The sequence below is a fragment of the Ensifer sp. M14 genome, assembly GCF_003355565.1.
GTDB lineage: Bacteria > Pseudomonadota > Alphaproteobacteria > Rhizobiales > Rhizobiaceae > Ensifer.
Genome location: NZ_QJNR01000004.1, coordinates 3,750,440 through 3,775,295 on the forward strand (window position 1 = coordinate 3,750,440; position 24,856 = coordinate 3,775,295).

General features: G+C 62.0%; 25 protein-coding genes. 17 read left to right on the top strand and 8 right to left on the bottom strand.

Features of this window, described 5'->3' with window-relative positions; translation table 11 throughout:
• Window positions 1-294: 294 nt before the first annotated feature.
• Entirely contained in the window at window positions 295-1,182 is an 888-nt protein-coding gene (locus BLJAPNOD_RS18235; protein WP_115420703.1) for a VOC family protein, read from the top strand.
• Window positions 1,183-1,237: 55 nt separating this feature from the next.
• Here BLJAPNOD_RS18235 and BLJAPNOD_RS18240 read toward each other — a convergent pair whose 3' ends face one another.
• Window positions 1,238-1,597 carry a helix-turn-helix domain-containing protein gene (locus BLJAPNOD_RS18240; RefSeq protein ID WP_077504058.1) on the bottom strand — a complete coding sequence of 120 codons (360 nt, stop codon included), beginning with the start codon at window positions 1,595-1,597 and terminating at the stop codon, window positions 1,238-1,240.
• A gap of 135 nt (window positions 1,598-1,732) precedes the next feature.
• On the opposite strand from BLJAPNOD_RS18240, the gene BLJAPNOD_RS18245 reads away from it, so the two are divergent.
• From BLJAPNOD_RS18245 to BLJAPNOD_RS18255, 3 genes are all read left to right on the top strand, one after another.
• Window positions 1,733-2,572 (top strand): SDR family oxidoreductase, encoded by an 840-nt coding sequence (locus BLJAPNOD_RS18245; protein WP_115420704.1) that lies wholly within the window; start codon window positions 1,733-1,735, stop codon window positions 2,570-2,572.
• A gap of 167 nt (window positions 2,573-2,739) precedes the next feature.
• Window positions 2,740-3,708, top strand: coding sequence for a subclass B3 metallo-beta-lactamase (bla, locus tag BLJAPNOD_RS18250; protein WP_115421350.1), 969 nt, complete (start codon window positions 2,740-2,742; stop codon window positions 3,706-3,708).
• A gap of 193 nt (window positions 3,709-3,901) precedes the next feature.
• Window positions 3,902-6,061, top strand: a complete 2,160-nt coding sequence (locus tag BLJAPNOD_RS18255) for a right-handed parallel beta-helix repeat-containing protein (RefSeq protein WP_115420705.1) — start codon at window positions 3,902-3,904, stop codon at window positions 6,059-6,061.
• Between the two features lie 63 nt (window positions 6,062-6,124).
• Here BLJAPNOD_RS18255 and BLJAPNOD_RS18260 read toward each other — a convergent pair whose 3' ends face one another.
• The 3 genes from BLJAPNOD_RS18260 to BLJAPNOD_RS18270 form a co-directional block, all read right to left on the bottom strand.
• The gene (locus tag BLJAPNOD_RS18260; protein WP_115421351.1) at window positions 6,125-6,883 is read right to left on the bottom strand and encodes a class I SAM-dependent methyltransferase; all 759 of its coding nucleotides are present in this window, start codon (window positions 6,881-6,883) and stop codon (window positions 6,125-6,127) included.
• A gap of 155 nt (window positions 6,884-7,038) precedes the next feature.
• Window positions 7,039-7,416, bottom strand: a complete 378-nt coding sequence (locus tag BLJAPNOD_RS18265; RefSeq protein WP_115420706.1) for an SH3 domain-containing protein — start codon at window positions 7,414-7,416, stop codon at window positions 7,039-7,041.
• A gap of 131 nt (window positions 7,417-7,547) precedes the next feature.
• A complete protein-coding gene (locus BLJAPNOD_RS18270; RefSeq protein WP_115420707.1) occupies window positions 7,548-7,820 on the bottom strand; it encodes a DUF2798 domain-containing protein in 273 nt (90 codons plus the stop codon).
• Between the two features lie 150 nt (window positions 7,821-7,970).
• Here BLJAPNOD_RS18270 and BLJAPNOD_RS18275 point away from each other — a divergent pair, with 150 nt between their 5' ends.
• Window positions 7,971-8,891: a LysR family transcriptional regulator gene (locus BLJAPNOD_RS18275; RefSeq protein ID WP_077504162.1), complete on the top strand. Its 921-nt coding sequence runs from the start codon at window positions 7,971-7,973 to the stop codon at window positions 8,889-8,891.
• Window positions 8,892-8,916: 25 nt separating this feature from the next.
• On the opposite strand, the gene BLJAPNOD_RS18280 is transcribed toward BLJAPNOD_RS18275, so the two are convergent.
• The gene (locus tag BLJAPNOD_RS18280; protein WP_115420709.1) at window positions 8,917-9,318 is read right to left on the bottom strand and encodes a helix-turn-helix domain-containing protein; all 402 of its coding nucleotides are present in this window, start codon (window positions 9,316-9,318) and stop codon (window positions 8,917-8,919) included.
• Between the two features lie 135 nt (window positions 9,319-9,453).
• Between BLJAPNOD_RS18280 and gstA the strand changes: the two genes are divergently transcribed.
• The 5 genes from gstA (at window position 9,454) to BLJAPNOD_RS18305 (ending at window position 13,519) form a co-directional block, all read left to right on the top strand.
• Window positions 9,454-10,068 carry a glutathione transferase GstA gene (gstA, locus tag BLJAPNOD_RS18285; protein WP_115420710.1) on the top strand — a complete coding sequence of 205 codons (615 nt, stop codon included), beginning with the start codon at window positions 9,454-9,456 and terminating at the stop codon, window positions 10,066-10,068.
• Window positions 10,065-10,460 (top strand): nuclear transport factor 2 family protein, encoded by a 396-nt coding sequence (locus BLJAPNOD_RS18290; RefSeq protein WP_115420711.1) that lies wholly within the window; start codon window positions 10,065-10,067, stop codon window positions 10,458-10,460. The genes gstA and BLJAPNOD_RS18290 overlap by 4 nt, the downstream gene beginning before the upstream one ends.
• Window positions 10,461-10,470: 10 nt before the next feature.
• A complete protein-coding gene (locus BLJAPNOD_RS18295; RefSeq protein ID WP_115420712.1) occupies window positions 10,471-10,683 on the top strand; it encodes a 4-oxalocrotonate tautomerase family protein in 213 nt (70 codons plus the stop codon).
• Between the two features lie 182 nt (window positions 10,684-10,865).
• Complete coding sequence (locus tag BLJAPNOD_RS18300) at window positions 10,866-12,986, top strand: S9 family peptidase (protein WP_115420713.1); 2,121 nt, start codon at window positions 10,866-10,868, stop codon at window positions 12,984-12,986.
• Between the two features lie 5 nt (window positions 12,987-12,991).
• Window positions 12,992-13,519 (top strand): DUF1697 domain-containing protein, encoded by a 528-nt coding sequence (locus tag BLJAPNOD_RS18305; RefSeq protein WP_115420714.1) that lies wholly within the window; start codon window positions 12,992-12,994, stop codon window positions 13,517-13,519.
• Window positions 13,520-13,522: 3 nt separating this feature from the next.
• Here BLJAPNOD_RS18305 and BLJAPNOD_RS18310 read toward each other — a convergent pair whose 3' ends face one another.
• Window positions 13,523-14,140, bottom strand: coding sequence for a TetR/AcrR family transcriptional regulator (locus tag BLJAPNOD_RS18310; protein WP_077504068.1), 618 nt, complete (start codon window positions 14,138-14,140; stop codon window positions 13,523-13,525).
• Window positions 14,141-14,379: 239 nt separating this feature from the next.
• Between BLJAPNOD_RS18310 and BLJAPNOD_RS18315 the strand changes: the two genes are divergently transcribed.
• Together BLJAPNOD_RS18315 and BLJAPNOD_RS18320 are read left to right on the top strand one after the other, a co-directional pair.
• Complete coding sequence (locus BLJAPNOD_RS18315) at window positions 14,380-15,336, top strand: homocysteine S-methyltransferase family protein (protein WP_199565960.1); 957 nt, start codon at window positions 14,380-14,382, stop codon at window positions 15,334-15,336.
• A gap of 162 nt (window positions 15,337-15,498) precedes the next feature.
• On the top strand, window positions 15,499-17,004 hold the full coding sequence (locus tag BLJAPNOD_RS18320) for a YdiU family protein (RefSeq protein ID WP_115420716.1): 1,506 nt from the start codon (window positions 15,499-15,501) through the stop codon (window positions 17,002-17,004).
• 45 nt (window positions 17,005-17,049) lie between these two features.
• Here the strand turns inward: BLJAPNOD_RS18320 and BLJAPNOD_RS18325 are convergent, their stop codons facing one another.
• Complete coding sequence (locus BLJAPNOD_RS18325) at window positions 17,050-17,682, bottom strand: TetR/AcrR family transcriptional regulator (RefSeq protein WP_115420717.1); 633 nt, start codon at window positions 17,680-17,682, stop codon at window positions 17,050-17,052.
• Between the two features lie 245 nt (window positions 17,683-17,927).
• Between BLJAPNOD_RS18325 and BLJAPNOD_RS18330 the strand changes: the two genes are divergently transcribed.
• From BLJAPNOD_RS18330 to BLJAPNOD_RS18350, 5 genes are all read left to right on the top strand, one after another.
• On the top strand, window positions 17,928-18,362 hold the full coding sequence (locus tag BLJAPNOD_RS18330; RefSeq protein WP_244610963.1) for a hypothetical protein: 435 nt from the start codon (window positions 17,928-17,930) through the stop codon (window positions 18,360-18,362).
• Window positions 18,346-18,645, top strand: coding sequence for a hypothetical protein (locus tag BLJAPNOD_RS18335; RefSeq protein WP_077504073.1), 300 nt, complete (start codon window positions 18,346-18,348; stop codon window positions 18,643-18,645). Before BLJAPNOD_RS18330 ends, BLJAPNOD_RS18335 begins: the two co-directional genes overlap by 17 nt.
• Before the next feature lie 356 nt (window positions 18,646-19,001).
• The gene (locus tag BLJAPNOD_RS18340; protein ID WP_115420718.1) at window positions 19,002-21,335 is read left to right on the top strand and encodes a glucose/quinate/shikimate family membrane-bound PQQ-dependent dehydrogenase; all 2,334 of its coding nucleotides are present in this window, start codon (window positions 19,002-19,004) and stop codon (window positions 21,333-21,335) included.
• A 105-nt stretch (window positions 21,336-21,440) separates the two neighbouring features.
• Window positions 21,441-21,905: a hypothetical protein gene (locus BLJAPNOD_RS18345; protein WP_115420719.1), complete on the top strand. Its 465-nt coding sequence runs from the start codon at window positions 21,441-21,443 to the stop codon at window positions 21,903-21,905.
• A 93-nt stretch (window positions 21,906-21,998) separates the two neighbouring features.
• Entirely contained in the window at window positions 21,999-23,699 is a 1,701-nt protein-coding gene (locus BLJAPNOD_RS18350; protein WP_199565962.1) for an ABC transporter ATP-binding protein, read from the top strand.
• Here BLJAPNOD_RS18350 and bla (BLJAPNOD_RS18355) read toward each other — a convergent pair.
• The gene (bla, locus tag BLJAPNOD_RS18355) at window positions 23,696-24,586 is read right to left on the bottom strand and encodes a class A beta-lactamase (RefSeq protein WP_115420720.1); all 891 of its coding nucleotides are present in this window, start codon (window positions 24,584-24,586) and stop codon (window positions 23,696-23,698) included. The genes BLJAPNOD_RS18350 and bla (BLJAPNOD_RS18355) overlap by 4 nt on opposite strands.
• Window positions 24,587-24,856: the final 270 nt, after the last annotated feature.

Consider the following 24,856-nt stretch of genomic DNA (forward strand, 5'->3'; position numbering starts at 1 on the left):
CGTTGCCTACCCGGATCGCCGGCGCCGAAACGCGAGGGCAAATCCCTCGCCTTCGAGACTGAGCCCAGACGGTTCTTCCGGCATTGATTGAAATCAAATCGAAAGCGCCGCGATCGCATTGCCCAATACAATTGAGCTAGGGCGACAACCGCCACTGTCAACGCTCATCGAACACAACATCAAGTGACTGACAGTCTTTCGTGAACGCCAAGTTCGACCCATATTAAGCCAGCAGTTTCAGCGAAGCTGAGGACCCGGCAGGACCTCCAGTTTCGGCGCCCAAGGAGGCAAGATATGACGTCCAGCCAGAACGCACAGCTTATCGACATTGCTGCCGATCACGCATTGGCGATGCCGGCACATGTCGATCATTCGCATCTGGTGGTCGCGGACCTGCCGATGGTGTCGCAGTGGTATCGACGCATCATGGGGCTGACGCCGCTTGAAACTGGTGCCAGCGGCGAGACGTTGGGTGTCGGAAGCCGCCCGCTATTGACGCTCACCACCGCCGGCAATGCCGCAAAGGCGCCGCGCAACGCACCGGGCCTCTTTCACACCGCCTTCCTCGTGCCGAACCGTCAGGAGCTTGGACGTTGGCTCGCCCATGCCGCCCACAACAATGTCCGCCTGCAAGGCGCTTCCGACCACCTCGTCAGTGAAGCAATCTACCTCGCCGATCCGGAAGGCAACGGCATCGAGGTCTATCGTGACCGGCCGCGGGCCGAGTGGGCCTTCAAGCCCGACGGTACGGTCGGCATGGATACGCTGCCGCTCAACCTGCAGGCGCTTTATGACGAGGCGCGGAAGGACGACTGGAACGGCCTTGCCGATGGCACCGGCATCGGCCACATCCATCTGCAGGTATCGGATATTCCCGAGGCCGATGCATTTTTCCGGGACGTGCTGGGCCTTGGGCTGATGGCGCGCTATCCGGGCGCAAGCTTCTTCGGCTCGGGCAAGTATCACCACCATGTCGCCGCCAACATCTGGAACTCTCGCGGTGCGCCGAAACGCCAGGCCAACATGACCGGCCTCTCCGACTACACGATCCAGTACAAGGATCCGGCAGAGCTCGCCGCAGCCCTTGACAAACTCGACGAGATGGGCATTCCGGTCAACCGAAACGGCACCACCCACAGCCTCATCGACCCCTGGGGGATCGGTCTCAGGCTCGCAGCCTGAGGCCACGTCGAGCGGCTCGTCCACAGCCACCGCCAACATCAGGGCGCCGCGTCGCTCATTCGGCGGCGCGGTCGTATTTCTGTTGGGCTGCCAGCACCGTCTCGATGTTGTCCTCCGCCCATCGGCGCAGCGCGTCGACGGTGGCGCTCAGCGTTCGCCCGAGCGGGGTGATCGCGTATTCGACCGTCACCGGCACCGTCGCGAAGACCTTGCGGCTGACAAGCCCATCACGTTCCAGCTTCTTCAGCACCTGCGACAGCACTTTTTGCGAAATGCCGTCGATCTCGCGTTTCAACTGATTGAACCGCACGGGCTTGTCGTCAAGCCTGCCGAGCACCAGCACCGCCCATTTGTCGGCAAGGCGATCCAGCACCATGCGGGTCGGGCAAGTCTGGATATAGGCGTCGTATTCCATCGGGCGCAGGCTCCAACTGGCGGTTTCCAGGAGGAAACCATGTCACCGGAAAGTGCCTCCTTTACAGCATTTTCCGGCACTTATATCTAGTTTCCATTATTAACATGGTTTCTTGATGATACCAAGGAGGCGGATATGACAGGCAAGATTCTGGTGCTCGCAGCAAATGGCACGGTCGGCCGCAAGGTGATCGACGCATTGGTCGCAAAGGGTGAGAGCGTCAAGGCCGCGACGCGCAAGGCAACGCCGATCGCGGGCGCCGAAGCGGTCGCCTTCGACTATCACGACAGCACGAGTTATGGCGGCGCGCTCGACGGGGTCGACCGTATGTTCGTATTGACCCCGGTCGGCCACCTCGATCCGGTCGGCCTGCTGACGCCGATCATTTCCGCCGCGACAGCGCGCGGCATCAAGATCGTGCTGATGACCGTTATCGGCGTCGATGCCGACGACAGCATTCCCTACCGGCAGGTCGAACTGCTGGTCGAAAAGACCGGCGCACCGTTCGTGATCCTCAGGCCCAACTGGTTCTCGGACAATTTCCAGAGCTACTGGATCGAGGGCATCCGCCACGGCACGATCGCGGTCCCGGCGGCCGAGGGCAAGACGAGCTTTATCGATGCCCGTGACATCGCCGAAAGCGCTGCTGCCGCACTGACCAGCGACGCATTCAACGGCCGTGCCTTCAACCTGACCGGGCCCGAGGCCCTGAGCTATGGCGAGGCTGCGGCAATCCTATCCAACGCCATCGGCAAGTCCGTCACGTACACACCTGTCGACGACGAGACCTTTGTCGGTATCCTGACCGGTGCCGGCGCGCCCGAAAACTATGCGCGCTTCCTTGCCGCAATCTTCCATCCGGTGCGCGAGGGCTGGACGGCGGTCCCGACCGGCGACGTCAAGACGCTGACTGGCCACGAGCCGCGCAGCTTCGAAACCTACGCACGGGACAATGCCGCAGCGCTTGCCTCGTGATCGCCACACATCCGAGATGAAGCCAAGCCCCGTCCGTTCGACCGACGGGCGGGGCTTTTAGAATTCTCTGCCTACCGCCAGCAACATGGGATAGGATGCCGAAGGCCGATGCCGCTATCATCTGCCAACCAATTGCACCAACGGCGTTTCCTGATGCGGAGGCGAATATGCGTAAGACTGTAGCGTTGGCCGGCCTGCTGTTTTCGGTCATGCCGCTTCCTTGCCCCGCGAGCCTTGCCGTTGCCCAGGATGTCTCTCGCCCCCTTCCGACAAAAGAAGATCTAGCCAAGAACAACAAGCTTTTCATCACGCTTGCCCGAAAGGCCCTGAAGTGGGACGAGCCGGCGGAACCGATCAAGATGGTCGGACCGCTCTATTTCGTCGGCACCAAGGGACTCAGCTCGTTCCTGTTTGTCACGCAGGAAGGACATATTCTGCTCAACACGGCGATGCCGGAGACAGGCCAGCTGATCGTCGAATCGATCCGCAAGCTCGGTTTCAAGCCGGAAGACATCAAGATCATCATCAATGGCCATGCGCATTCCGATCACGCTGGTGCATTCGCCTACATCAAGGCCATTTCCGGCGCCGAACTCGCGGTGATGGAGCCCGACGTCGCGCAGATGGAAGACGGCGGCAAGAGCGATTTCCACTATGGCACCGACTGGAAGATCATGGGCTTTCCGCCGGTCAAGGTCGATCGCATCCTAAGGGACGGCGACACGGTCCGGCTCGGTGACGTGCTGCTGACCGCCTACAATACTCCAGGCCACACGCGCGGCTCGACCACCTGGGTCACCCAGCTCATCGACAGCGGCAAGGTCTATACGGTCGTCTTCCCGGACGGAGCAGGATTCAACCCCGGCTACCGCGTCGCCAGGGACCCATCCTATCCTGGGATAGGGACCGACTACCGCAACACCCACCACGCACTGGAGCTGCTGAAACCCAACATTTGGGCCGGGCACCACACCGAGTATTTCGACATGGAGGAAAAACGAAAACGCGCAGCGACAGAAGGCGTCAAGGCGTGGGTCGATCCGGAAGGGTATCGGCGCTTTGTCGCAGAGAAGAAGAGTGCCTTCGAGGCACTAGTCAATGAAGAGATGGGCGCCGGCGCCGCCCCTGCCAAATGACCTGACGCGGCAGACATCACGAATCTTCCGACTACCGTCAGGATTGTGCATTGGTCGCGAGGCAGCAGCCTGCGTCATCACGCCGCTGGAAAGACATGGGATAACCGATCAATAAACTTGAGTAAAACAGTCGTATAATTTAACCGCATCGCCAAGGGCGCGCAAACGCCCCGGTGTATGCGGAGTTAATAACATGAAAAACAATACTATTTTAGCGCTTGCTCTCGCAAGCGGCACTATGCTTTCGTCCCCGGTCCTTGCCGTGGACTTCCGGCCCCAGGCCGAAATCGAAGGCGGGTTCTTCAGCGGCGGCTCGGCTGCCAGCGGCGGATTCTTCCTGCCTTTCGTGCTCGACTCCGGCAATGCTATTTTCATCGATACACGCGGGACGATAGGAAACGACAAGGTTCGGCAGGGCTCCATCGGCGCGGGTTACCGCTTCCGCGCCAACGACCAGTGGGTCATCGGCGCCTATGGTTATTACGACTATCTGAAGAGCGAGCACGGCAAATCGTTCAACCAGGTCTCCTTCGGTCTCGAAGCGCTCAGCGGCGACCTCGAGATGCGCAGCAATCTCTATTTGCCGCTGTCCGGCGCCAAGACGCTGAGCGCCTTCAATGCCGCCTATGTTCGTGACCATGTGCTCGTCTTCCAGGAAGGCAAGGAGCGCGCTCGACGCGGGCTCGACGCCGAGATCGGCGGACGTCTTCCGGTCTTCGATGAAGGATCCGACGTGCAGCTGAAGGTTTTCGGCGGCACTTATTGGTACGGCGGCAAGAACCTCGGCGACATGTTCGGCGCCAAGCTGCGTGCCGAGCTGACCTTCGCCGACCTGCCCGGTCTTTCCGAGGGTTCGACCGTCTCGCTCGGCGTCACCGGCACCTATGACAATGAGGACAAGCTCAAGGGTGCTGTCATGGCGCGCCTGCGCATCCCGTTCGGCGCCACGACCAAGGCAGGCGATGCCTTCGACCCGATGGTCCAGCGCGTCGAGCGTTCGAGCAAAATCCGCACCCATGCCGGTGCCACCGGCGATGTCGAAGCGGCACAGTTCGTCGTCAACGGCCGCAACACCGGCAAGGTCGTCAACATCTCCTCCGCGAACGGCGACGCGGCCGCGGTCAACGCCCTGATCGGCTCGGCCGGTGCCGACGCGCTCATCCTTGCCGACGGCAATCTCGGCCTCAACCAGTCGCTGACGCTCGGCTCCGGCCAGGCGCTTGTCGGCGGTGGCGGCTCCATCGCCGTGCGCGGCGCCAGAAGCGGCGCCACCACATCCTTCGTCAACCAGGGCGCGGCAACGACGCTGACCGGCTACAACCCGGCACAGGACGTCGTCACCATGGCGTCCGGCAGCAGCATCGCATCGCTGTCGATCCGCGGCGGCCTTGCCGGCATCGCAGCAACCGATGCGGCGAACGTCACGATCGACAATGTCGATATCTCCGCCACCACCCACGACGGCATTCGCTTCGCGCGGGTCAACGGCGCGGTCGTGCAAAACAGCCGCATCCATGACCTGTTCATCTGCGAAAACAACACGGCCTGCGAGTTCTCGGTCTACAACCCGAACAAGGCGCCCTATGCCGCCGTCAGCGCGATCGGCAGCAAGAACGTGACCCTGCGCGACACGACGATCGACAAGGTCACCTATGGCATCTTCGCCGGCGGCGAGTTCAAGAAGCTCAACCGAACCGAATACGAATTGATCACCGGCACGACGGATATCACGCTCGACAACGTCGCCATCAGCAACTCCCGTCGCGAAGGCGTGCTGCTGGTGGCCGGCAAGGACATCAAGCTCGACCGTGTGACGATCGACAACTCCAAGCAGGACCGCGACATGGACCTCGTGGTGCTGCAGGGCACGTCGAACGTGTCGATCAACGACATGCGTCTGGCCGGTGGCATCAACGGCCTGATGCTGATCTCCAGCCCGAACCTCGATGCGACGACCACCAACGTCAACGTCAAGGGCCTAAAGATCGACGGCACACGCAATGCCGGCATCTTCTTCAACCCGGTCTCCGGCATTTCGCTGCAAGACGTCTCCGTCACCAACGCCGGTACCTATGGCGCCTACATCTACGGCAGCGACTACGAATTCCTGGGCGGCCCGGTGAGCAACATCGTGCTCAACAACATGACGGTCGACAAGGCCGGCAAGGCAGGTCTCTACTTCTCGGGTCCAGCCGAGGACATCAAGGGCAACGTCACGGTGACCAACACCCCGAAGGATTGCCTGCTCGGCACCGGTTGGGCGCCGGGAACGATCACCCAGTCCGCTGGTTCCGTGCTGACCGTCAACGGTTCACCGCTCGATCAGCGCAACGCCACCAGCCGTTGCCGCTAACAATAACAGCCACGCCCTCGATGTCGGGGGCGTGGCTTTTTCCTCTGCTGAAAGCTGCCGCCTCTACAGTGTCCGCCGGCACTCGAAGGTAACAACCTCGTCGCCATCCTTCGGCGCACGGCCGCAGTCGTAGTTGCCGGAAATGACGAGATCGACATATCCGGCTGCACGCAAGGTGAGCGCCATTTCCTCGATCCCCCACCAGCGCATCGTGAAGAATTCGAGTTCGCTCGACGCCAGCTTGCCTTCGCACCAGAGTTCGTAGCGCAGATGCGAGACCGTCGTCTGGGCGATGAGGTCGGCCTTGACCTGCTGGCTGGTCAGCGTCAGCAGATCGCCGGCTTCCGTCTGCCAGTTGCGGATGCTCGGCTGGACGTGGGCGAAAAGATCGTGCGGATAGATGTCGAAGATCAGGCGGCCACCCGGTTGGAGATGATCGAGGAAGCGCTTGAGGATCACGGTCGCCGTGGCATGGTCGGCAATCAGTTGCAGCGACCCGGCAGGGATGACGATCGCCTCGAAGCGCTCCTCATAGGCAAAGGCCTCGAAGGTCTGCTGCGACAGCGCCGGTGTCATCGACCGTTCAGCACAATGGGCCTGACAGTAGCCGAGCATGTCTTGCGAAGCGTCGAAACCTCTGACGTCAAGGCCGGCTTCAAGCAGCGGGATCAGCGCCCGACCGTTGCCAACAGCCGGTTCCAATATCGGGCCAGAACAGCCCTTCAAGCGCTCAAGATAATACTCGACGTCGCCGAATGACTTTCCAATATATTTGTCTAAATTATAAACATGAGAGGCAAGCTTGCCGTAAGTATTGTTCATCAAACATTCGTCCATGCTGCGGAGTAAGGCGAAACTCCTATGCTATACAGCAGCATGCTCCGACGCGGTGTCGTTCGATTGCCACGCTGACCGCTTTTATGATGCGACGGCCTTCGCGCTGCGTATCATTGACGCAGGCATTTGGGAGAGAACGGTCAGAAACGCGCAGGGCGGATAAATTTGCCGTAGACCCAGCCCTCCTGCCACCGGCCGTTCTGCTGCGGATCGTGCCAGATCTGGCACCAGGTGGCGCGCACCGCATTGCTCTGCCGTTGTACCGACCAGCTGATGATCCGCTGCAGGTCGACGCCGTTCATGCAACGACCGGTCATCTGCAGCAGAGTGCCGTTCGGGTAGCCTGCGCGAACCGCCGACGACGAGGACGGCCAGGCGCGCGCATTAAGCACGTCGTTCCAGGCGACACCGGAAACCTCCCAGGCAACGAAAGTGCCGGCTGAGGCGACCTCCACCTTGGAGGCCAGTCCGGTGGCCACCACCGCCAGTGAAATCAGGACGCTGCGAAAGCCGATCATCACGAACCCCTCCCAAAACCATGATCGCAGCATATTGGCACAAGGCTGAATTGTGGCTGAACAGGCGGTTCACTTGAGATGTGGACTTGAATGCAACGGCCGTCCCGGCTCCCCGGGACGGGCCCGAAAACTCAACCGGGCATGCGGCAGACGGCACCGACGAGTTTCAGGACAAAGGGTCGGACGGCCAGCACGCAAAGGAATGCCACCGGCATCGCCAACAGATAGGCGCTCAGAACACGGGCGGGGTAGCCCACGTCTATGCCGGTGTTGGCGCCGACGATGACGCAGCACATCAGAAACGCCATGATCGCCGACATGAAGAAGGCAAAGGCGATCGGCACCGCGCGGGGCGGCAACTTGCGGCTGCGCGCGACCCGCAGCGGGGGTATCGTATCTTCCATGACGAAGATCTCCGTAACTTGTCCGCAAGGAACATCCCTGCGGTATGGCCGGCACTATACGGGCGGTAACGCGCGCAGGTAGACCATTGCAGCCTTGTTCAGAATTAGGCAAAACCATCGAATGAAAGAACGCATTCGATGGATGTCATTATGGATACATTGCGCGGCGTCGAAAGTTTCGTCCGAAGCGTCGAGGAAGGCAGCATCGCCGCGGCGGCGCGCAAGCTCGGCATCACGCCGGCCTCGGCGAGCCAGAATATCGCCCGGCTCGAGCGGGCGCTCGGCACGCGATTGCTGAGCCGCACGACACGGCAATTGGGCCTGACGGAGAGTGGCCGGGTCTATTTCGACCGGGTGCGCAGCGTCGTTCATGATCTCGAACTCGCAGCTGTTGCGGTCGCGTCGCTGAATGCGGAGCCGCGGGGATCACTGAAGATCGCGTCCTCCGTCGCCTTCGGCCGTCATGTGGTGGCGCCGCTCGTGCCATCCTTCGCCGAGCGGCATCCGGAGGTCTCGATCGAACTCGTCGTCACCGATCGCGAAATCGACCACATCGGCGAAGGCATCGATATCAGCGTGCGCTTCGGCCTGCAGCTGGAGCCTGGGCTGATAGCGCGCAAGCTTGCCTCGGTGCCGATGGTCATCTGTGCGTCCCCGTCCTACATCGAGCGCCACGGTCGGCCCGAGAGGCCGGAAGACCTGATCCATCATCATTGCCTCGTCTATCGTTACGCGGGGCACGGTCGGATCTTTCGCTGGGGGTTCGTGAGGGACGGTCTGCGCTTCGAACCGGAACTGAAGGCGACAATCGTTAGCAACGACATCGACACGCTGGCCGAAATGGCGATCGCCGGTGCCGGCATCACCCGGCTCGGTGCCTTCATCGCAACGGACTTGATCGCGCGCGGCTTGCTTGTACCGCTGTTTGGCGGCGCACCGTCAGAAGGCGTTGCCAACACCGACCATGAGCCCTTCGACTTCTACGCCTGCTTCGTCGACCGACAGGCGGAGACACCCAAGGTTCGCGCCTTCATCGAGCATGCGGTGCAGTCGCTCAAGGGCCGGTGGTAACCGCTACGATCGGCGCATCCGGCCATCACGCGGGCACAGCATGACCCGTTTTCTGCGCGGCGGCTTCCTCTGCGAGCTTTGCTTCACGGCGAAGCTTGAGCTTGTAGCCGACCTCGACGATCGCGTGGATTGCCGGCACGAATTCCTGGCCGAGCTCGCTCAGCCTGTACTCGACCGAAGGCGGCGATGTCGGCATGATCCGCCGTTCGATTGCCCCCTTCTCCTCCATATCCTTCAGGCGCGTGCTCAGCACCTTGGCCGAGATCCCGGGTATATCGATCTTGAGTTCGCTGAACCGCCGCGGACCGCCGCTCAAGTACCAGATGATATTGGGCGCCCAGGCGCCGCCGAGCATCACCATGCACTCCCCGACCGGGCAGGTCGGCGGCAAGGCCGCAGCCCTATTCTTTCGAATTTTCAAGCTCATGGGCAAAATTTTCCAGTTACCGTGGGGAAACCGGAAACGTCGGTAACATAAAGTTATCTGATATACAAAAGTTATCGCTTCGGTCTAGGTTCCCCCGTCTTCGACAGAGACCACCATTGCAAAAGGAATTTGGTCATGAAGCTTTACCATGCTCCCGGCGCCTGCTCGCTCTCGCCCCATATCAGCCTGCGCGAAGCCGGCGTCGACTTCGAGATCGTCAAGGTCGACACCGCCACGCACCTCACCGAAAGTGGCGCCGATTTCAAGGCGATCAACCCCAAGGGCTATGTGCCGGCGCTGGTGCTGGAAACCGGGGATGTCGTCACCGAAGGTACGGCCGTCGTGCAATACATCGCCGACCGTTTTCCGAAGGCCGGGCTTGCGCCCGCCAACGGCACGCTGGAGCGTACCCGCCTGCAGGAACAACTGAATTTCATCGCCACGGAGCTGCACAAGGCATTCTCGCCGCTGTTCAGCAAAACGGCGAGCGCCGATGCCAAGCAGGCGGCAGCAGCACAGGTCGGCAAACGGCTCGGCAACGTCGAAACGCTGTTGTCTGATGGCCGCGCTCATGTGCTCGGTGAAACCTTCTCCGTCGCCGACCCCTATCTCTTCACCGTCGTCAACTGGACCAGCGTCACGGGAATCTCGCTTGACCCATGGCCACACCTGGCGGCCTATATGCAGCGGGTCGCCCAGCGGCCGGCGGTGCTGGCAGCCATGAAGGCGGAAGGGCTGATTGCTGCATGAGCGGCACCCCCAACGACCCGGGCTTTGCCGCCGTCATCGATGTTCTCGGGCGCTACTTCGATGGGCTTTACCTGAGCGACACGGCGATCCTGCGCGAGGTCTTTCACCCGAAGGCGCACTACGCCACCGCGACCGAGGGAGAACTGCTCGAACTCGATATGAACAGGTATTTCCTGATCGTCGACAAGCGTCCCTCGCCGGCGAGCCGCGGCGAAGCGCGCGCCGACAGGATCGTCTCGATCGAATTTGCGGGTCCGGTGACGGCCTTCGCCAAGGTACAATGCGCCATCGGCGAGAAGGCGTTCACCGATTTCCTGTCGCTGATCTTCGTCGACGGGCGTTGGCAGATCATTGCCAAGGTCTTCCACTACGAAATTCGACAACAAGGCTAAGGAGCCAGCAATGCCCTATGTGAACATCAAGATCACCCGCGAAGGCGCGACCCCAGAGCAGAAGGCAGCGCTCATCAAGGGCGTCACCGACCTGCTCGTGACTGTGCTCGACAAGAACCCGGCCACCACCTTCGTCGTCATCGACGAGGTCGCCTTCGAAGACTGGGGCGTCGGCGGCCTGCCGGTGGAGGAGTACCGCAAGCGAGTGAAGGCCAAGGGCTAGTCCTTTCCGGCCGGTCTGCATCTGCCCGACGAAGGATCGACCACTGTCCGGGCGCCCTGCTCTGCCTTCTCCCCACCGATGGGGAGAAGGCACCGCCCGGCGGCGAAAACCTTTCCGCTTGATCGTCGCAGCCGGGCTCTCTATCTCATTGTCTCCCGCCGCATAAATCCCGGAGACATGCCTTGTCCGTTTTCAAGAACCTGCCCGAAGCTCCCGTCGCCGCGAAGAAGCCGGTGACCGATACGCGCCACGGCATCACCCGCACCGACGACTACGCCTGGCTGCGGGACGACAACTGGCAGGCAATGTTCAAGGATCCCTCGATCCTCGACCCTGAAATCCGCAAGCATCTGGAGGCCGAGAACGCCTACATGAACGCGGCGATGGACGACACCAAGGCGCTGCAGAAGACGCTGTTTGCCGAGATGCGCGGCCGCATCAAGGAAGACGACAGCTCGATACCGGTCAAGGACGGCCCGTTTGCCTATGGCAGCCTCTATGTGACCGGCGGCGAGCAGCCGCGCTACTTCCGCATTCCGCGCGACGCCGACAGCAAGGACGAGACGATCCGGCAGGTGCTGCTCGACGGCGACAAGGAAGCGGAAGGCAAGTCCTATTTCCGTCTTGCCGGCCTCGACCATTCGAGCGATCACAGCCGCGGCCTTTGGGGTTATGACGACAAGGGATCGGAGTATTTCACGCTGAAGGTGCGCGATCTCGCAACCGGCGAGGATCTTGCCGACGTGATCGAGAACACCGGCGGCGGTGGCGCCTGGGCACCTGACGGCAAGAGCTTCTTCTACACCGTGCTCGACGACAACCACCGCCCGTCGAAGATCTTCCACCACGTGGTCGGCACACCGCAGGCAGACGACCGGCTGGTCTACGAGGAGAAGGACCCGGGCTTCTTCATGTCGGTCGGCGGCTCGCTCCTGGACGACGTCATCTACATCGATATCCACGATCACGAGACCAGCGAGTACCGGTTGCTTTCGACCAAGGACCTGACGGCCGAGCCGAAACTGGTCGCCGAGCGCGTCATCGGCCTGGAATACGAGATGACCGAAGGCGGTGACGTCTTCTACATCCTGACCAATGCCGACGGCGCCAAGGATTTCAAGATCATGGAGGCGCCGGTCAATGCTCCTGGCAAGGAGAACTGGCGCGAGCTCGTGGCCCACAAGCCGGGCACGTTGATCCTCAGCCACATGGCCTATGCCCGCCATCTCGTCTGGCTGCAGCGCCGCGAAGGCCTGCCGGAAATCGTCGTCCGCGACCGCAAGACCGGCGAGGAGCATGCAATCGCCTTTGCCGAGGAGGCCTATTCGCTCGGTCTTTCCGGTGCTGCCGAATACGACACCGACGTCATCCGCTTTTCCTATTCCTCGATGACGACGCCGTCGCAGCTCTTCGACTACGACATGGCGACGCGCGAGCGCACGCTGCTCAAGACCCAGGAAGTGCCATCGGGGCACAATCCCGACGACTACGTCACCCGCCGCGTCTTTGCGCCCTCCTGGGATGGAACCAAGGTTCCGGTCACGCTGCTTTATCGCAAGGATACGCCCCTCGACGGCACGGCACCGTGCCTGCTCTATGGCTACGGCGCCTATGGCATCACCATCCCGGCCGGATTCAACACCAACTGCCTGTCGCTCGCGGACCGTGGCTTCGTCTATGCCATCGCCCATATCCGCGGCGGCAAGGACCGGGGCTTCTCGTGGTATGAAGACGGCAAGATGGCCAAGAAGACCAACACCTTCAAGGACTTCATCGCCGCCGCTGACTATCTGAATCAGGAGAAGTTCACTTCCTACGCGAACATCGTCGCTGAAGGCGGATCGGCCGGCGGCATGCTGATGGGCGCGATCGCCAACATGGCGCCGGAAAAGTTCACCGGCGTCATCGCCGCCGTCCCCTTCGTCGACGTGCTCAACACCATGCTCGACGACACGCTGCCGCTGACGCCGCCGGAATGGCCGGAATGGGGCAACCCGATCGACAGCCGCGAGTTCTACGACATCATCGCCCGTTACTCGCCCTATGACAATGTCGAGGCGAAACCCTACCCGGCGATCCTGGCGCTCGGCGGGCTCACCGATCCGCGCGTGACCTATTGGGAACCGGCGAAATGGGTGGCGCGCCTGCGCGAAAAGACCACCGGAACCGCACCGATCCTGATGAAGACCAACATGGACGCCGGCCACGGCGGCGCCTCCGGCCGCTTCCAGCGGCTGGAAGAGATCGCCTTCGAATATGCCTTTGCGATCAAGGTCGCCGGCAAGATGGTGGACCAGGGGTAAGCACCATGCCCATTCACGTCGCCCTTCTTCGCGCCATCAATGTCGGCGGGGCCGGCATGCTGGCGATGGCCGATCTCAGAGCAATCTGCGAAGCGCTCGGCTTCAGTGACGTGAAAACCTATATCCAGAGCGGAAACGTGCTGTTCCGTTCCGACTTGCCGCCGCCGGAAGCGGCGGCAAAGCTGGGTGCGGCTCTCGGCGAAAAACTCGGCAAGGCGCCCGGCGTGATGGTCCGCAATGCCGGGCAGTTGCACGCAATTGCCGAGAATGCCCCCTTCCCCGATGCCAAGACCAACCTCCTGCATGTGGTCTTTCTGCCGAATGCAGCGCCGGCGGACGCGCTCGACAAGCTCGTTGCGCCCGATGGCGAGGAGGTGCGGGTCGCAGGACACGAGATCTATGTTCACTACCCAAATGGCTCCGGGCGTTCGAAACTGAAGCTGCCGGCGCTCAAACTGGGCACCGCGCGCAACCTGAACACCGTTCGCAAGCTCGCCGAACTGGCGCAAGCGATGGAAGCTGACGAGGCTTGATGCTCAGGAAGCTGCCGGCTGGAACAGCAGCCGGATGAAGGTGCGAAAGACCAACAGCTGAGCGGGCAGGTTCTTCGGCTCCTTCAGCGCTTTTGACAGGATTATGCCGCCCTCGATCACCGTCGAGACCATGTCGGCGAGCTGGTCGACATCCAGCGGCTCGCGTGGCCGGTAGACCTGCATGATGTCGCGGAACATCGCGCCGAAGCGCCGACGCCACATCAGGGCCGCCTGTCGGTTGATCTCCTGGATATCGCGGTCGAAGGCCCGTTCGTGGCTGCAGATCACCGCGACCAGGCAGCCTGGGTGACCGTTTGGAAGATCGGAGAGAAGCTCCGACAGCAGCTTGAGGCCGAGCAGAAACGCCTGAAGCGGATCGTCCGCAAGCTCGCGCGCCCGGCTGAAGATCTCGTCGTAAATCCTCTCGTCGTTCTCGACGTAGCGTTCGAGCAGCGCTTTCGCCAGCTCGTTCTTGTCGCGAAAATGGTAGAAGAAGCCACTCTTGGTGATGCCGGTTTCAGCGATCAGTTCATCGATCGAGGTCGCGCCAAAGCCCTTCGCCAACACCGAGATTTCGGCTGCGTCGAGGATCTTGGCACGGGTTTCCTCACCCTTTCGCATTAGCCGTTTCCCTACCGTCGGTACAGTTTTCGCCAACGAACCCACGACCAGCGAGCAATGCCGCGGCAAAACTCTACCAGCAACCCAATGATTTTACTGAGATATTTATGTATATTAGCAATAGTATACCGCAAGTCGCCTAGTTTAGAAGATGATAAAAAGGCAGAAATTTAACCATCCTTGCGGGAATGGGAGCGCTCCGCCGGGATCCAACGAGACCAAAACGGGTGGAGACCGACATGGCCAAATACCGACGCAGCCTGCCGCTCATGAAGGGTGGAACCTTTCTCAGCGACGGCGGCATGGAAACGACGCTGATTTTTCACGAAGGCGTCGCGCTTCCGCACTTTGCCTCCTTCGTCCTCTTGTCGACGTCCGAGGGACGACGACGACTGCTGAACTACTACACGCGCTATCTCGACATCGCGCAGCACCACGGCACCGGCTTCGTGCTCGACACGGCGACGTGGCGGGCGAGTGCCGACTGGGGCTCCAAGCTTGGCTATGATGCCGGAGCGCTCGCCGAACTGAACCAGGATGCCGTCTATCTGCTGACAGAACTGCGCGCCGAATACGAGCGGCCGCAGGCACCGATCGTGCTCAGCGGCGCGATCGGGCCGCGCGGTGACGGCTACAGGGCGGGCCGGATGAGCCCTGACGAGGCCGAGGACTATCATGCCGCGCAGGTCGCTGCCTTTGCCGTCAGCGATGCCGACATGATCTCAGCCTACACGATTACCAATATCGACGAGGCGATCGGCATCGCCCGCTCGGCGCAGAGCCACGGCATGCCGTGCGCCATCTCGTTCACGGTTGAGACAGACGGGCGGTTGCCGAACGGCCGCGCTCTCAAAGATGCGATCGAGATCGTCGACGCGGCGACCGGCCGGTTTCCGCAATACTACATGATCAACTGCGCCCATCCTGATCATTTCGAGGCGAGCCTCGATACCGGCAGCGCCTGGGTCCACAGGATCGGCGGCATCCGTGCCAATGCCTCGACGAAAAGCCACAGCGAACTCGACGAAAGCGAGACGCTCGATGCCGGCGATCCTGTTGAACTCGGGCAGCGCTATCGGATGCTGGCTGACCGTTTGCCCCGACTGCGCGTTCTCGGCGGCTGCTGCGGCACCGACCACCGCCATATCGCGGCAATTTGCGAGGCCTGCCTTTCGCCGACGGCGCTGAGCGCCTGAGACGAAGACGGCACTCGCCCTCCCGGCCCTCCCGCGAATGACCTCTCGCGGGAGGGCGCCGCCTTGCTGGCCAACCCTCGCGAAACGAGGACAGCTCGTGTAGACTTGGCGCGAAAGGGCGGTGGCCGGAACGTCCCGGCGGGAGCCGCTGACCGCAGAACCATGAACTACGTGCCGCCTTCGACGACTCCAGGAACCGACGGTTTCCGTTTCGACAACAGCTTTGCACTGCTGCCGCCGCAGTTCTTCGCCCGCGTCGACCCGACGCCGGTTGCCGAGCCCTGTCTGATCAAGCTCAACCGATCACTTGCCGAAGACCTCGGCCTCGACGTCGCCAGCCTTGAGCGCGACGGTGCCCAGATCTTTGCCGGCAACAGCGTGCCTGCCGGCGCTGCGCCGCTTGCGATGGCCTATGCGGGCCATCAGTTCGGCACCTTCGTGCCGCAGTTGGGCGACGGCCGCGCGATCCTTCTCGGCGAAGTCATTGACCGGAGCGGGCAACGACGCGATATCCAGTTGAAGGGACCGGGACAGACCCCTTTCTCGCGCCGCGGCGACGGCCGGGCGGCGCTCGGCCCGGTGCTGCGCGAATACATCGTCAGTGAAGCGATGTTCGCGCTCGGCATCCCGGCGACCCGGGCGCTTGCCGCTGTCGTGACCGGCCAACCTGTTTATCGCGAGCGGATCCTGCCCGGTGCGGTCTTTACCCGTGTGGCTGCCAGCCATATCCGGGTCGGTACCTTCCAGTTTTTTGCGGCGCGCGGCGATATGGCTTCAGTCCAGGCGCTGGCCGACTATGCGATCGAGCGCCACTACCCGGAGATCAAGAACGACGAGCGCCCCTATCTCGCCTTCTTCAAGGCAGTGGTGGCACGGCAGGCGGCGCTGATTGCCCGATGGCTGCATGTCGGCTTCATCCACGGCGTGATGAACACCGACAACATGACGATCTCGGGAGAGACGATCGACTTCGGCCCTTGCGCCTTCATGGATGTCTATGATCCGAAGAAGGTGTTTTCCTCGATCGATCAGTTCGGGCGCTACGCCTATGCCAGCCAGCCGGCGATCGGCCAGTGGAACCTGACCAGGCTCGCCGAGACGCTGGTTCCGCTGTTCGACCCGACGGCGGCAACCGCGGTCGACCTTGCCAACGATGCGCTTGGTGAATATGGCGCGATCTTCCAGCGCCATTGGCTCGACGGCATGCGCCGCAAGATCGGGATTGTGGGGGAAGAGGAAGGCGATCTCGACCTTGTCCAAGCACTGCTGACGACGACGCATCAGGGTGAAGCCGATTTCACCCTCACCTTCCGAAAACTCTGCGACAGCGCCGCTGATCCCACGGCCGACACGGCCCTTGCCGGCCTGTTCACCGAGCCGTCCGGCATCACGTCCTGGCTCGCCGATTGGCGAAAGCGTCTTGAACAGGAACCGGGGACGGCGAACGAGCGCACCGTGGCAATGAGGGCCGTCAACCCGGCCTACATCCCGCGCAATCACCGGATCGAACAGGCGATTGTTGCAGCGACGGAGGATGCCGACTTCTCCCTGTTCGAAGCGCTCGTCGACGTGACGTCAGAACCCTACAAAGACCAGCCGCGTTTTGCAGCCTATGCCGATCCGCCGCAGCCGGGAGAGGAAGTGCAGCAGACCTTTTGTGGCACGTGAGGACAACTCGACAAGCGCGTAGCGCTTGCTGATCATGGTCGTTGGCTATGGCTTCCGGCCATAGGCCGCAAGGAATATCCGCACGCTTTCCTTTGCGTGCGATCGAAGCGCAGCGGCATCAGGAATTGCCTGGTCGCCGAGCAGCATGGCGTCGTTGACGGGCTCGCCCATCACCAACCAGTTGAAGTAGGACGCGGCGGCACGCAGGTCCTCCGCCTCGACATCGCCGCTCTCGCGGTAGTGGGCAAGGGCTTTGGTCAGTCTGTCGATCGAACGACGCGGCCCTTTCGCGTGCAGTCTTTTGCCCAGCTCAGGAAAGCGTTCGGCTTCGCCGATCACCAGGCGTCGCAGTTGCATCAGCCGCGGCGTCATGACGATCGCCAGCTGCTGCTCGGCGAAATCTGTGAGAAAATCCCCGATCGGGCGTCCACCGACGGGATCAGCGACCTGCTCCTGCAGTTCATCGCCGGCCACGCCTGTCATGCCGGTGACGATATCGAGGAACAGCGCTTCCTTGGTTCCGAAATGGGCATAGACGGTCTGCTTCGACACGCCGGCCATCGCTGCCACCTCGTCCATGTTCGTCGCCAGGAAACCGCGCTGCAGGAAAAGCTCGGTGGCGGCAGCAAGGATGGCCTGTCGCTTCCTTGTCGTTCGCGTCTCGACGGGGTTCGTCATTCTCAACCACGACCTTTCACAGAAGCACGCGATAGCACAAGCTGCCGATTAGCACGGCCGCATTGACAAATCAAACTGGACGGTACAGTTTGATTTGGACACAAAGACGGAGATTGCGGGTGGGCAGGAGCGAAAGCCGGACCTTGAATGCGCGATGCAATTGCGGGCAGGTGCAGATGCGCGCTGTCGGCAGGCCGATCGTGACAACGGCCTGTTACTGTGAAAGCTGCCGGAAAGCGGGCGAATTGTTCGAGGCGTTGCCCGGTGCTGGACCGGCGCTCAATAGCGATGGGTCCACGGATTTCGTTCTCTTCCGCAAGGATCGGATAGACTGCACGCTTGGCGCCGATCAGCTTCGCGAGCATCGCCTGACGCCAACATCGAAAACCCGTCGCGTTGTCGCCACCTGCTGCAATACGCCGATGTTTCTCGAGTTTACCGGTGGTCATTGGCTGACGCTCTACCGGCAGCGCCTCGACCCGCGGGACCGGCCACCGGTGCAGATGCGGGTGATGACACGGGATCGCCAGGCGGGCGTCACCATCGCGGACGGCCTGCCGAGCTACGCCGGACATTCCGGTAAGTTCATGCTGAAACTGATGGGTGCCTGGGCGGCAATGGCGTTCCGGACCCCTCGGATCGACTATGTGAAGGGAGCGCTTGATGGCCACGGAACGTGAAAAGATCGAGATCCAGAACATCGTTTCGCCCGGACACGTCACCCGTGTCGACAAGATCAAGTATGATGCAATGAAGGATGCGCTGCTGACCGCTCTATCCCGCGAGCAGACGCCGCTCACGGTTGCCGAAGCAAAACAGAAGCTGCTGCCGTTGCTGCCCGACGATCTTTTTCCAGGCGGCGAGAAAGCCGGCTGGTGGCTGAAGGCCGTCCAGCTCGATCTCGAGGCGAAGGGCATATTGCGCCGGGAAAACACCAAACCGCTGCGCCTTCGGCTCGCCTAGGCGGTTCACACTCACCTTCCTTGACAGTCGTCGTGCTTGCGCGCCTGGCCTTGGCATGTCGCGTACCTGCCGGGGCGACCCGTCCCCGCAGGCCGCGACGCTCTCCGGCGCGCAACTTCATTGTGGCCACCTTGAATTTTTGCGCTGCGAAATTGCGGCTATTGAAAGGCAAGTCCGGCGCGTTAGGTGCTAGAGGGCGGGCCATCGCGAGACTGGCCCAAGCCCGATCTGACGGCCGCGGCCTCCCTCGCGACCGCCGACCCCGAAACCGATTTTTCCCGCGTGGCCATTCATCCGGGCCGCCTCAATGAAAAAGCCGTGCAACGGCGCCGTTCTTCAATTCGGGAGTTCCCACCATGCTCATTCTGACGGCCATCGTCTTCGCCCTCATCGGTCTTGCGCTCGGCGGCGGCGGAATCGAACTCCTGATGCTTGGCGGCAGTCCCTATTATCTCATCGCCGGGATCGGCTTCCTGCTGACGGCCATTCTTCTCTTCAAGCGCAAGGCCGCCGCTATCTGGCTTTATGCCCTGGTCATCCTCGGTTCGCTCGCCTGGGCCGTCTGGGAGGTCGGGTTCGACTGGTGGCAGCTCGGGCCCCGGGGCGGCCTTATCGTGCTGCTCGGCCTGTGGCTGATGCTGCCGGCGATCCGGCGCCCGCTCGGCTTCGAGAGCCCGACGGGCGAACGGTATGCCGCCGGCGTTTGGCCGCTGGCCTTGGCCGTTCTCGTTTCGATCGGCATTGCGGGCTATTCGATGACCCAGGACCCGCACGACATTCGCGGCGATCTGCCGAGCGACGTCGTCGCCGCCGACCCGCCGCTCGGCGGCGACGTACCATCAGGCGAATGGCATCAATACGGGCGCACGCCCTTCGGCCAGCGCTATGCGCCGCTTGACCAGATCACCCCTGACAATGTCGCCAGCCTCAAGGTCGCCTGGCAATATCAGACAGGAGACATCAAACGCCCCGAGGACGTGGGCGAGACCACCTATCAGGTGACGCCGATCAAGGTGAAGGACACCCTTTATGCCTGCACGCCGCACAACTGGGCGATCGCGCTCGACGCTGCGACCGGCGAGGAGAAATGGAAGTATGACAGCAACTCCGGCATGAACCCGGATCGGCAGCACCAGACCTGCCGCGGCGTCACCTATTGGGCGGATCCGGCGGCGACCGCCGGCAGCGTCTGCGCCGAGCGGGTCTATCTCCCGACCTCCGATGCGCGGCTGATCGCGCTCGATGCGGCAACCGGCGCCGTCTGCACCAGCTTTGCCGACAACGGCGTGCTGCATCTCGAAAAGGGCATGAAGTACAATCCAGCCGGCTACTACTACTCGACCTCGCCGCCGGTCGCCGTCGCCGGCAAACTGATCATCGGCGGCGCCGTCAACGACAACTATTCCACCCAGGAGCAATCCGGCGTCATCCGTGCCTTCGACATCAACACCGGCGACCTCATCTGGAATTGGGACAGCGGCAATCCTGATGTGACGACGCCGCTGCCAGAGGGCCAGACCTACAGCACCAACTCGCCCAACAGCTGGTCGGTGTCCAGCCACGACGAGGGTCTCGGCCTTGTTTACATCCCCATGGGCAACCAGGTGCCGGACCAGCTCGGCATGGGGCGCAGCGAGCACGTGGAGAAATACTCCTCCTCGATCGTCGCGCTCGACATCAATTCCGGCGCGGTGCGCTGGGTGCGCCAGACCGTGCACCACGATCTCTGGGACATGGACGTGCCAGCGCAACCGGCGCTGCTCGACATCACCAAGGAGGACGGCACGGTCGTGCCGGCTCTCGTCGGACCGACGAAACAGGGCGACATCTACGTGCTCGATCGCAGGAGCGGCGAGCCGATCATTCCGATCGAGGAAGTCGTGGCACCCAAGGGCGCGATCCCGGAAGATTTCACCGCGCCGACCCAGCCGGTCTCCGGCCTCACCTTCATGCCGGCGCCGCTGCAGGAGCGAAACATGTGGGGCGTGACGATGTTCGACCAGCTCGCCTGCCGCATCTCGTTCCGTTCGCTGAAATACGAGGGTCGCTATACGCCGCCATCGCTGGAAGGCACGCTCGTCTATCCCGGCAATTTCGGCACGTTCAACTGGGGCTCCGTCGCGGTCGATCCGGAACGGCAGGTGATGTTTGGCATGCCGACCTACCTCGCCTTCACATCGCGCCTCGTTCCGCGCGACCAGATCCCGCCGAAGGGCCAGGATGAAAAAGGATCGGAGCAGGGCCTCAACCGCAACGATGGCGCGCCCTATGGCGTGTTCATGGGGCCGTTCCTCGGCCCGCTCGGCATCCCCTGCCAGGCGCCGCCATGGGGTTACGTTGCCGGTGCCGATCTCAGGACCGGCAAGATCGCCTACAAGCACAAGAACGGCACCGTCGAGGACATGACGCCCTTGCCGCTGCCCTTCAAGGTCGGCGTTCCCGGCATCGGCGGTCCGATGATCACCAAGGGCGGCGTCGCCTTCCTCGGCGCGGCGGTGGACGACTATCTGCGCGCCTATGACCTGACGACGGGCAAGCAGCTCTGGGAAGCACGTCTTCCAGCGGGCGGTCAGTCGACGCCGATGAGCTACACGGTCGGCGACAAGCAATATGTGCTGATCGTCGCCGGCGGCCATGGTTCGGTCGGCACCAAGCCAGGGGATTACGTCATCGCCTATACCCTGCCCTAAAACGCGAGCAGGCATCCCTAATTCTCGCTATTGGGTTGCATCGGCAAGCCCCGCGCAAGCCACCGGACGCAGCGTCCTGCGGACAAAAGATTCCGCGGGATTCCCATGAAAATCGACAACAGCATCTCGAACTACTACTTCTCGCAGCGCCGCGCCCAATCGGGACCGGTCGCGCCACTCGAAGAAAATGGCAGCAGTGATGTGCGACCGCGGCTGTCGCCGACTATCGCACCGGCGTCCACTTCGACCTCGCTGTCCAACGCCTTCTGGATCAGCGCCACCCGGGAAGAGGAAGCCAAGCCTTCGATCGGAACCGGCGAACAAACGGCCTCCGGCGACACTGTCGGCGACGAGTTTTTGAAACGTGCAAAGATGAGCTTCGCAGAGCAGATCCGCGCCCAGATCCTTGAAGCGCACGGCATCAGCGAAGACGAGCTCAAGGCCATGGATCCAGAGCAACGCGAAGCGATCGAGGAGGAAATCCGCAAGGCGATCGAGCGAGCGATGGGCATCGACCAGCAGCGCAATGATAGCGCATCCGATATCGCCGACGGAAGCCCTGCAGCCTAAAATAAACCTGCCTACAATCTTCAACTTTTCCTTGAATCGGCTCCCCCGGCACGCGACATATATCGCCCTGCCGATTCACAGGAGAACAGAGATATGCGTGACGATTGGCGCCTTGCGGGCGAACCGATGGCGGTTATTTTTGCTCGCTACTGGCGGACAGAGTGGCTCTCAATCCTGCTGCTCGTCGCGATCACGGTGCTGGCCTCGCTGAGCTTTGTCGCCGGTCCGTATCTCTTTTCCAGACAAATCGACAGGCTGAGTGACCCTTCTGTCTCCATCATCGGCGGCTTCCTGCTCTATGCTCTGGTCATGGCGCTTTCGACCGCGATGCAGAACAGCGTCATGTATCTTGCTGCAAGCCAGGGCCAAGCGCTCGGCTTCATCGTCCGGACCGCCTTTTTCGATCGGTTGCTGACGAAGACCGGCGCTTTCTTCGTCGAGCACAATCCCGCGCAGATCCAGCAGGCAGGTACTGGCGGCGAACGTGCGCTCAACAACATCTCGACGACGCTACTGGGTGGTTTCGTTCCTGGAGCGCTGCAAATTGGCGTGACGCTGGCAATGCTCGGTGCGACGATCAGCGAGGAGCTCATCCTGGTGGCACTGTTTTATGGCTGCATCTTCATCTGCCTGCGCTTTTACACCTCGAAGATCGCCGCACGCCACATCGAAACTGCAATGAAAGCCTCGCAGGAAAACGCCAAATTTACCGGCAACGCCATCAACGCGATGGAAACGTTGCGGCATTTCCGCAGCGAGCGCTGGATGAACGCCCGCTTCGTCGAAAAGGAAGCAATCTCGCGTGACGGATGGCGCAAATTCTTCGGCACCGAAGCGCTCGGCGGCGCGGCGTCCGCGGCCGCGTTGGGGCTGCAGCTTGGCGTCACTTTCCTTCTTCTTGTTCCACGCCTCGAAACGGGGGAGCTTTCGACTGGAGACCTCGTTCTTTTCAACATGCTGCTGCTTCAACTGAACTCGCCCTTCGAGATGATCGGACGGGCCGTCAGCACGCTGATGGAATCCAAGGCGCGTTTCGGTCCGTTTGCAGCCATGTGGCATGCGGAAGATGAGGCTGACGCGGGCCAATCCGCAAAGTTTGCGCCAAGCGAAGGGCGGCTGACGTTCGACGGCGTCGGATTTTCTTATGGCGGGAGCCGTGGCGTCGAAGGCCTCAGCTTCCAGGCGGAACGCGGACGCATCACCTATCTCGTCGGCCCGACCGGTGCGGGCAAGTCGACGGCGTTCAAGCTGGTTCTGAAATCGATCGATCCCATCAAGGGTCGGATCGATGTGGACGGCCAGGACCTGGCTGACATTTCGCGCGCCGACTGGTTCGCAAAGGTCGGCGTGGTGCCGCAGGACATCGTGATGCTCAACGAAAGCCTTGCCACCAACATTGCGCTCGGCCGGCCGCTGGACCATGACCGCCTTGTCGCCGCCGCCCGCAAGGCCGCCATCCTCGATTTCATCGAGGCTTTGCCCGCGGGCTTCGACACATCGGTCGGCGAACGCGGACTCAAGCTTTCGGGCGGCGAGCGCCAGCGCATCGCCATCGCCCGCGCACTCTACGACGAACCCGAATTCCTGTTTCTGGACGAAGCCAGTTCGGCGCTCGACGAGGCAACCGAGCGCGATATCATGGCGCATATCCGCGAAGTCTGCGGCCAGGTGACGGTGATCGCCATCACCCACCGCAAGAGCGTCATCGGCGCCGAAGATCAGGTCATCCGGCTGAAGAAACGGCGCGCGGCGGAAGACGCCGCGAGCAAAGGTGAGCTTGTCACAGCCGGTTAGATCATTTCCGCCGCCATCCGGCCGACATCGGCAAAGACGGTGTTCAACTCGGCAAGCGGCGCCGTCGCCTCAGCGATGTAGACCGCGATCAGCAACGGCCCCCGGCCCTCTGGCCAGACGATGGCGATATCGGATGCGGAGCCCGTGGAATTCGTCCCGGTCTTGTCACCCACCTTCCATCCCTTCGGCAGGCCGGCGCGGATGCGCTGGTCGCCGGTGGTGTTGGCAACCATCCATTCGATCAGAAGCTTGCGAGACGGTTCGGTGAGCGCCGGGCCGAAGGCGAGATTGCCCAGCGTTTCCAGCATCGCGGCCGGCGTGGTCGTATCGCGCGGGTCGCCTATTTTTGCCTCGTTCAGCGTCGGTTCGTTGCGATCAAGACGCGTGGTGTCATCGCCGATCGTGCGCAACCAGGCGGTCAGTGCCTGCGGCCCCCCGAAGCTTTCAAGCAACAGGTTCGCTGCCGCGTTATCGCTCGTCGTCATCGTCGAAGCGCAGAGATCTGCGATGGTCATGCCCTCACCGCCGACGTGTTTTTCGGTGATCGGCGAATGGGCGATGATGTCTTTCTGCGCCACGACGAGACGCCGATCGAGCTTTTCGGCGCCCTGATCCGCACGGGCGAGAATGAAGCCGGCAGCGAGCGTCTTGAAGCTCGAGCACATGGCGAAACGCTCATCCTCGCGGCAGCCGAAGGATATGTTGGTGTCCATGTCGAGGACGGAAACGCCGAGCCGGCCGCCGGTGCGCTTTTCGAGTTCGGCGAGCCGGGCATCGACATCGTTGCCGGCGGCAGAGGCGGCTATGACGGGTGAGCCGAAGGCGATGGCCGGGTAGATGAGCGCGGAACCGACAAGCAATTGGCGGCGATTGATGAGCAGCGACACGTGTTCCTCCGTCGAGCGCCGCGCATAAAAGTCGACACCCTAACTGACTGTTGCAAAATATACATTCGGATCGCCATTGAGCCGATTCGATTGCTGTGCAGATCGCTAGGCGGTGATTGTGGCGTCGTTGTGCCACCTTGCCTTCCTCGCCCGCCGGCTGGCGCCGATGAAGGGAAAGGCTCGATCGCGCCCTTCCTCCTGCCTCTCGCATTGACGGTCGTCGGAAAGTGATTATCTAATGCTCCAGAAGCTATAGGTTTGGAGCATGGG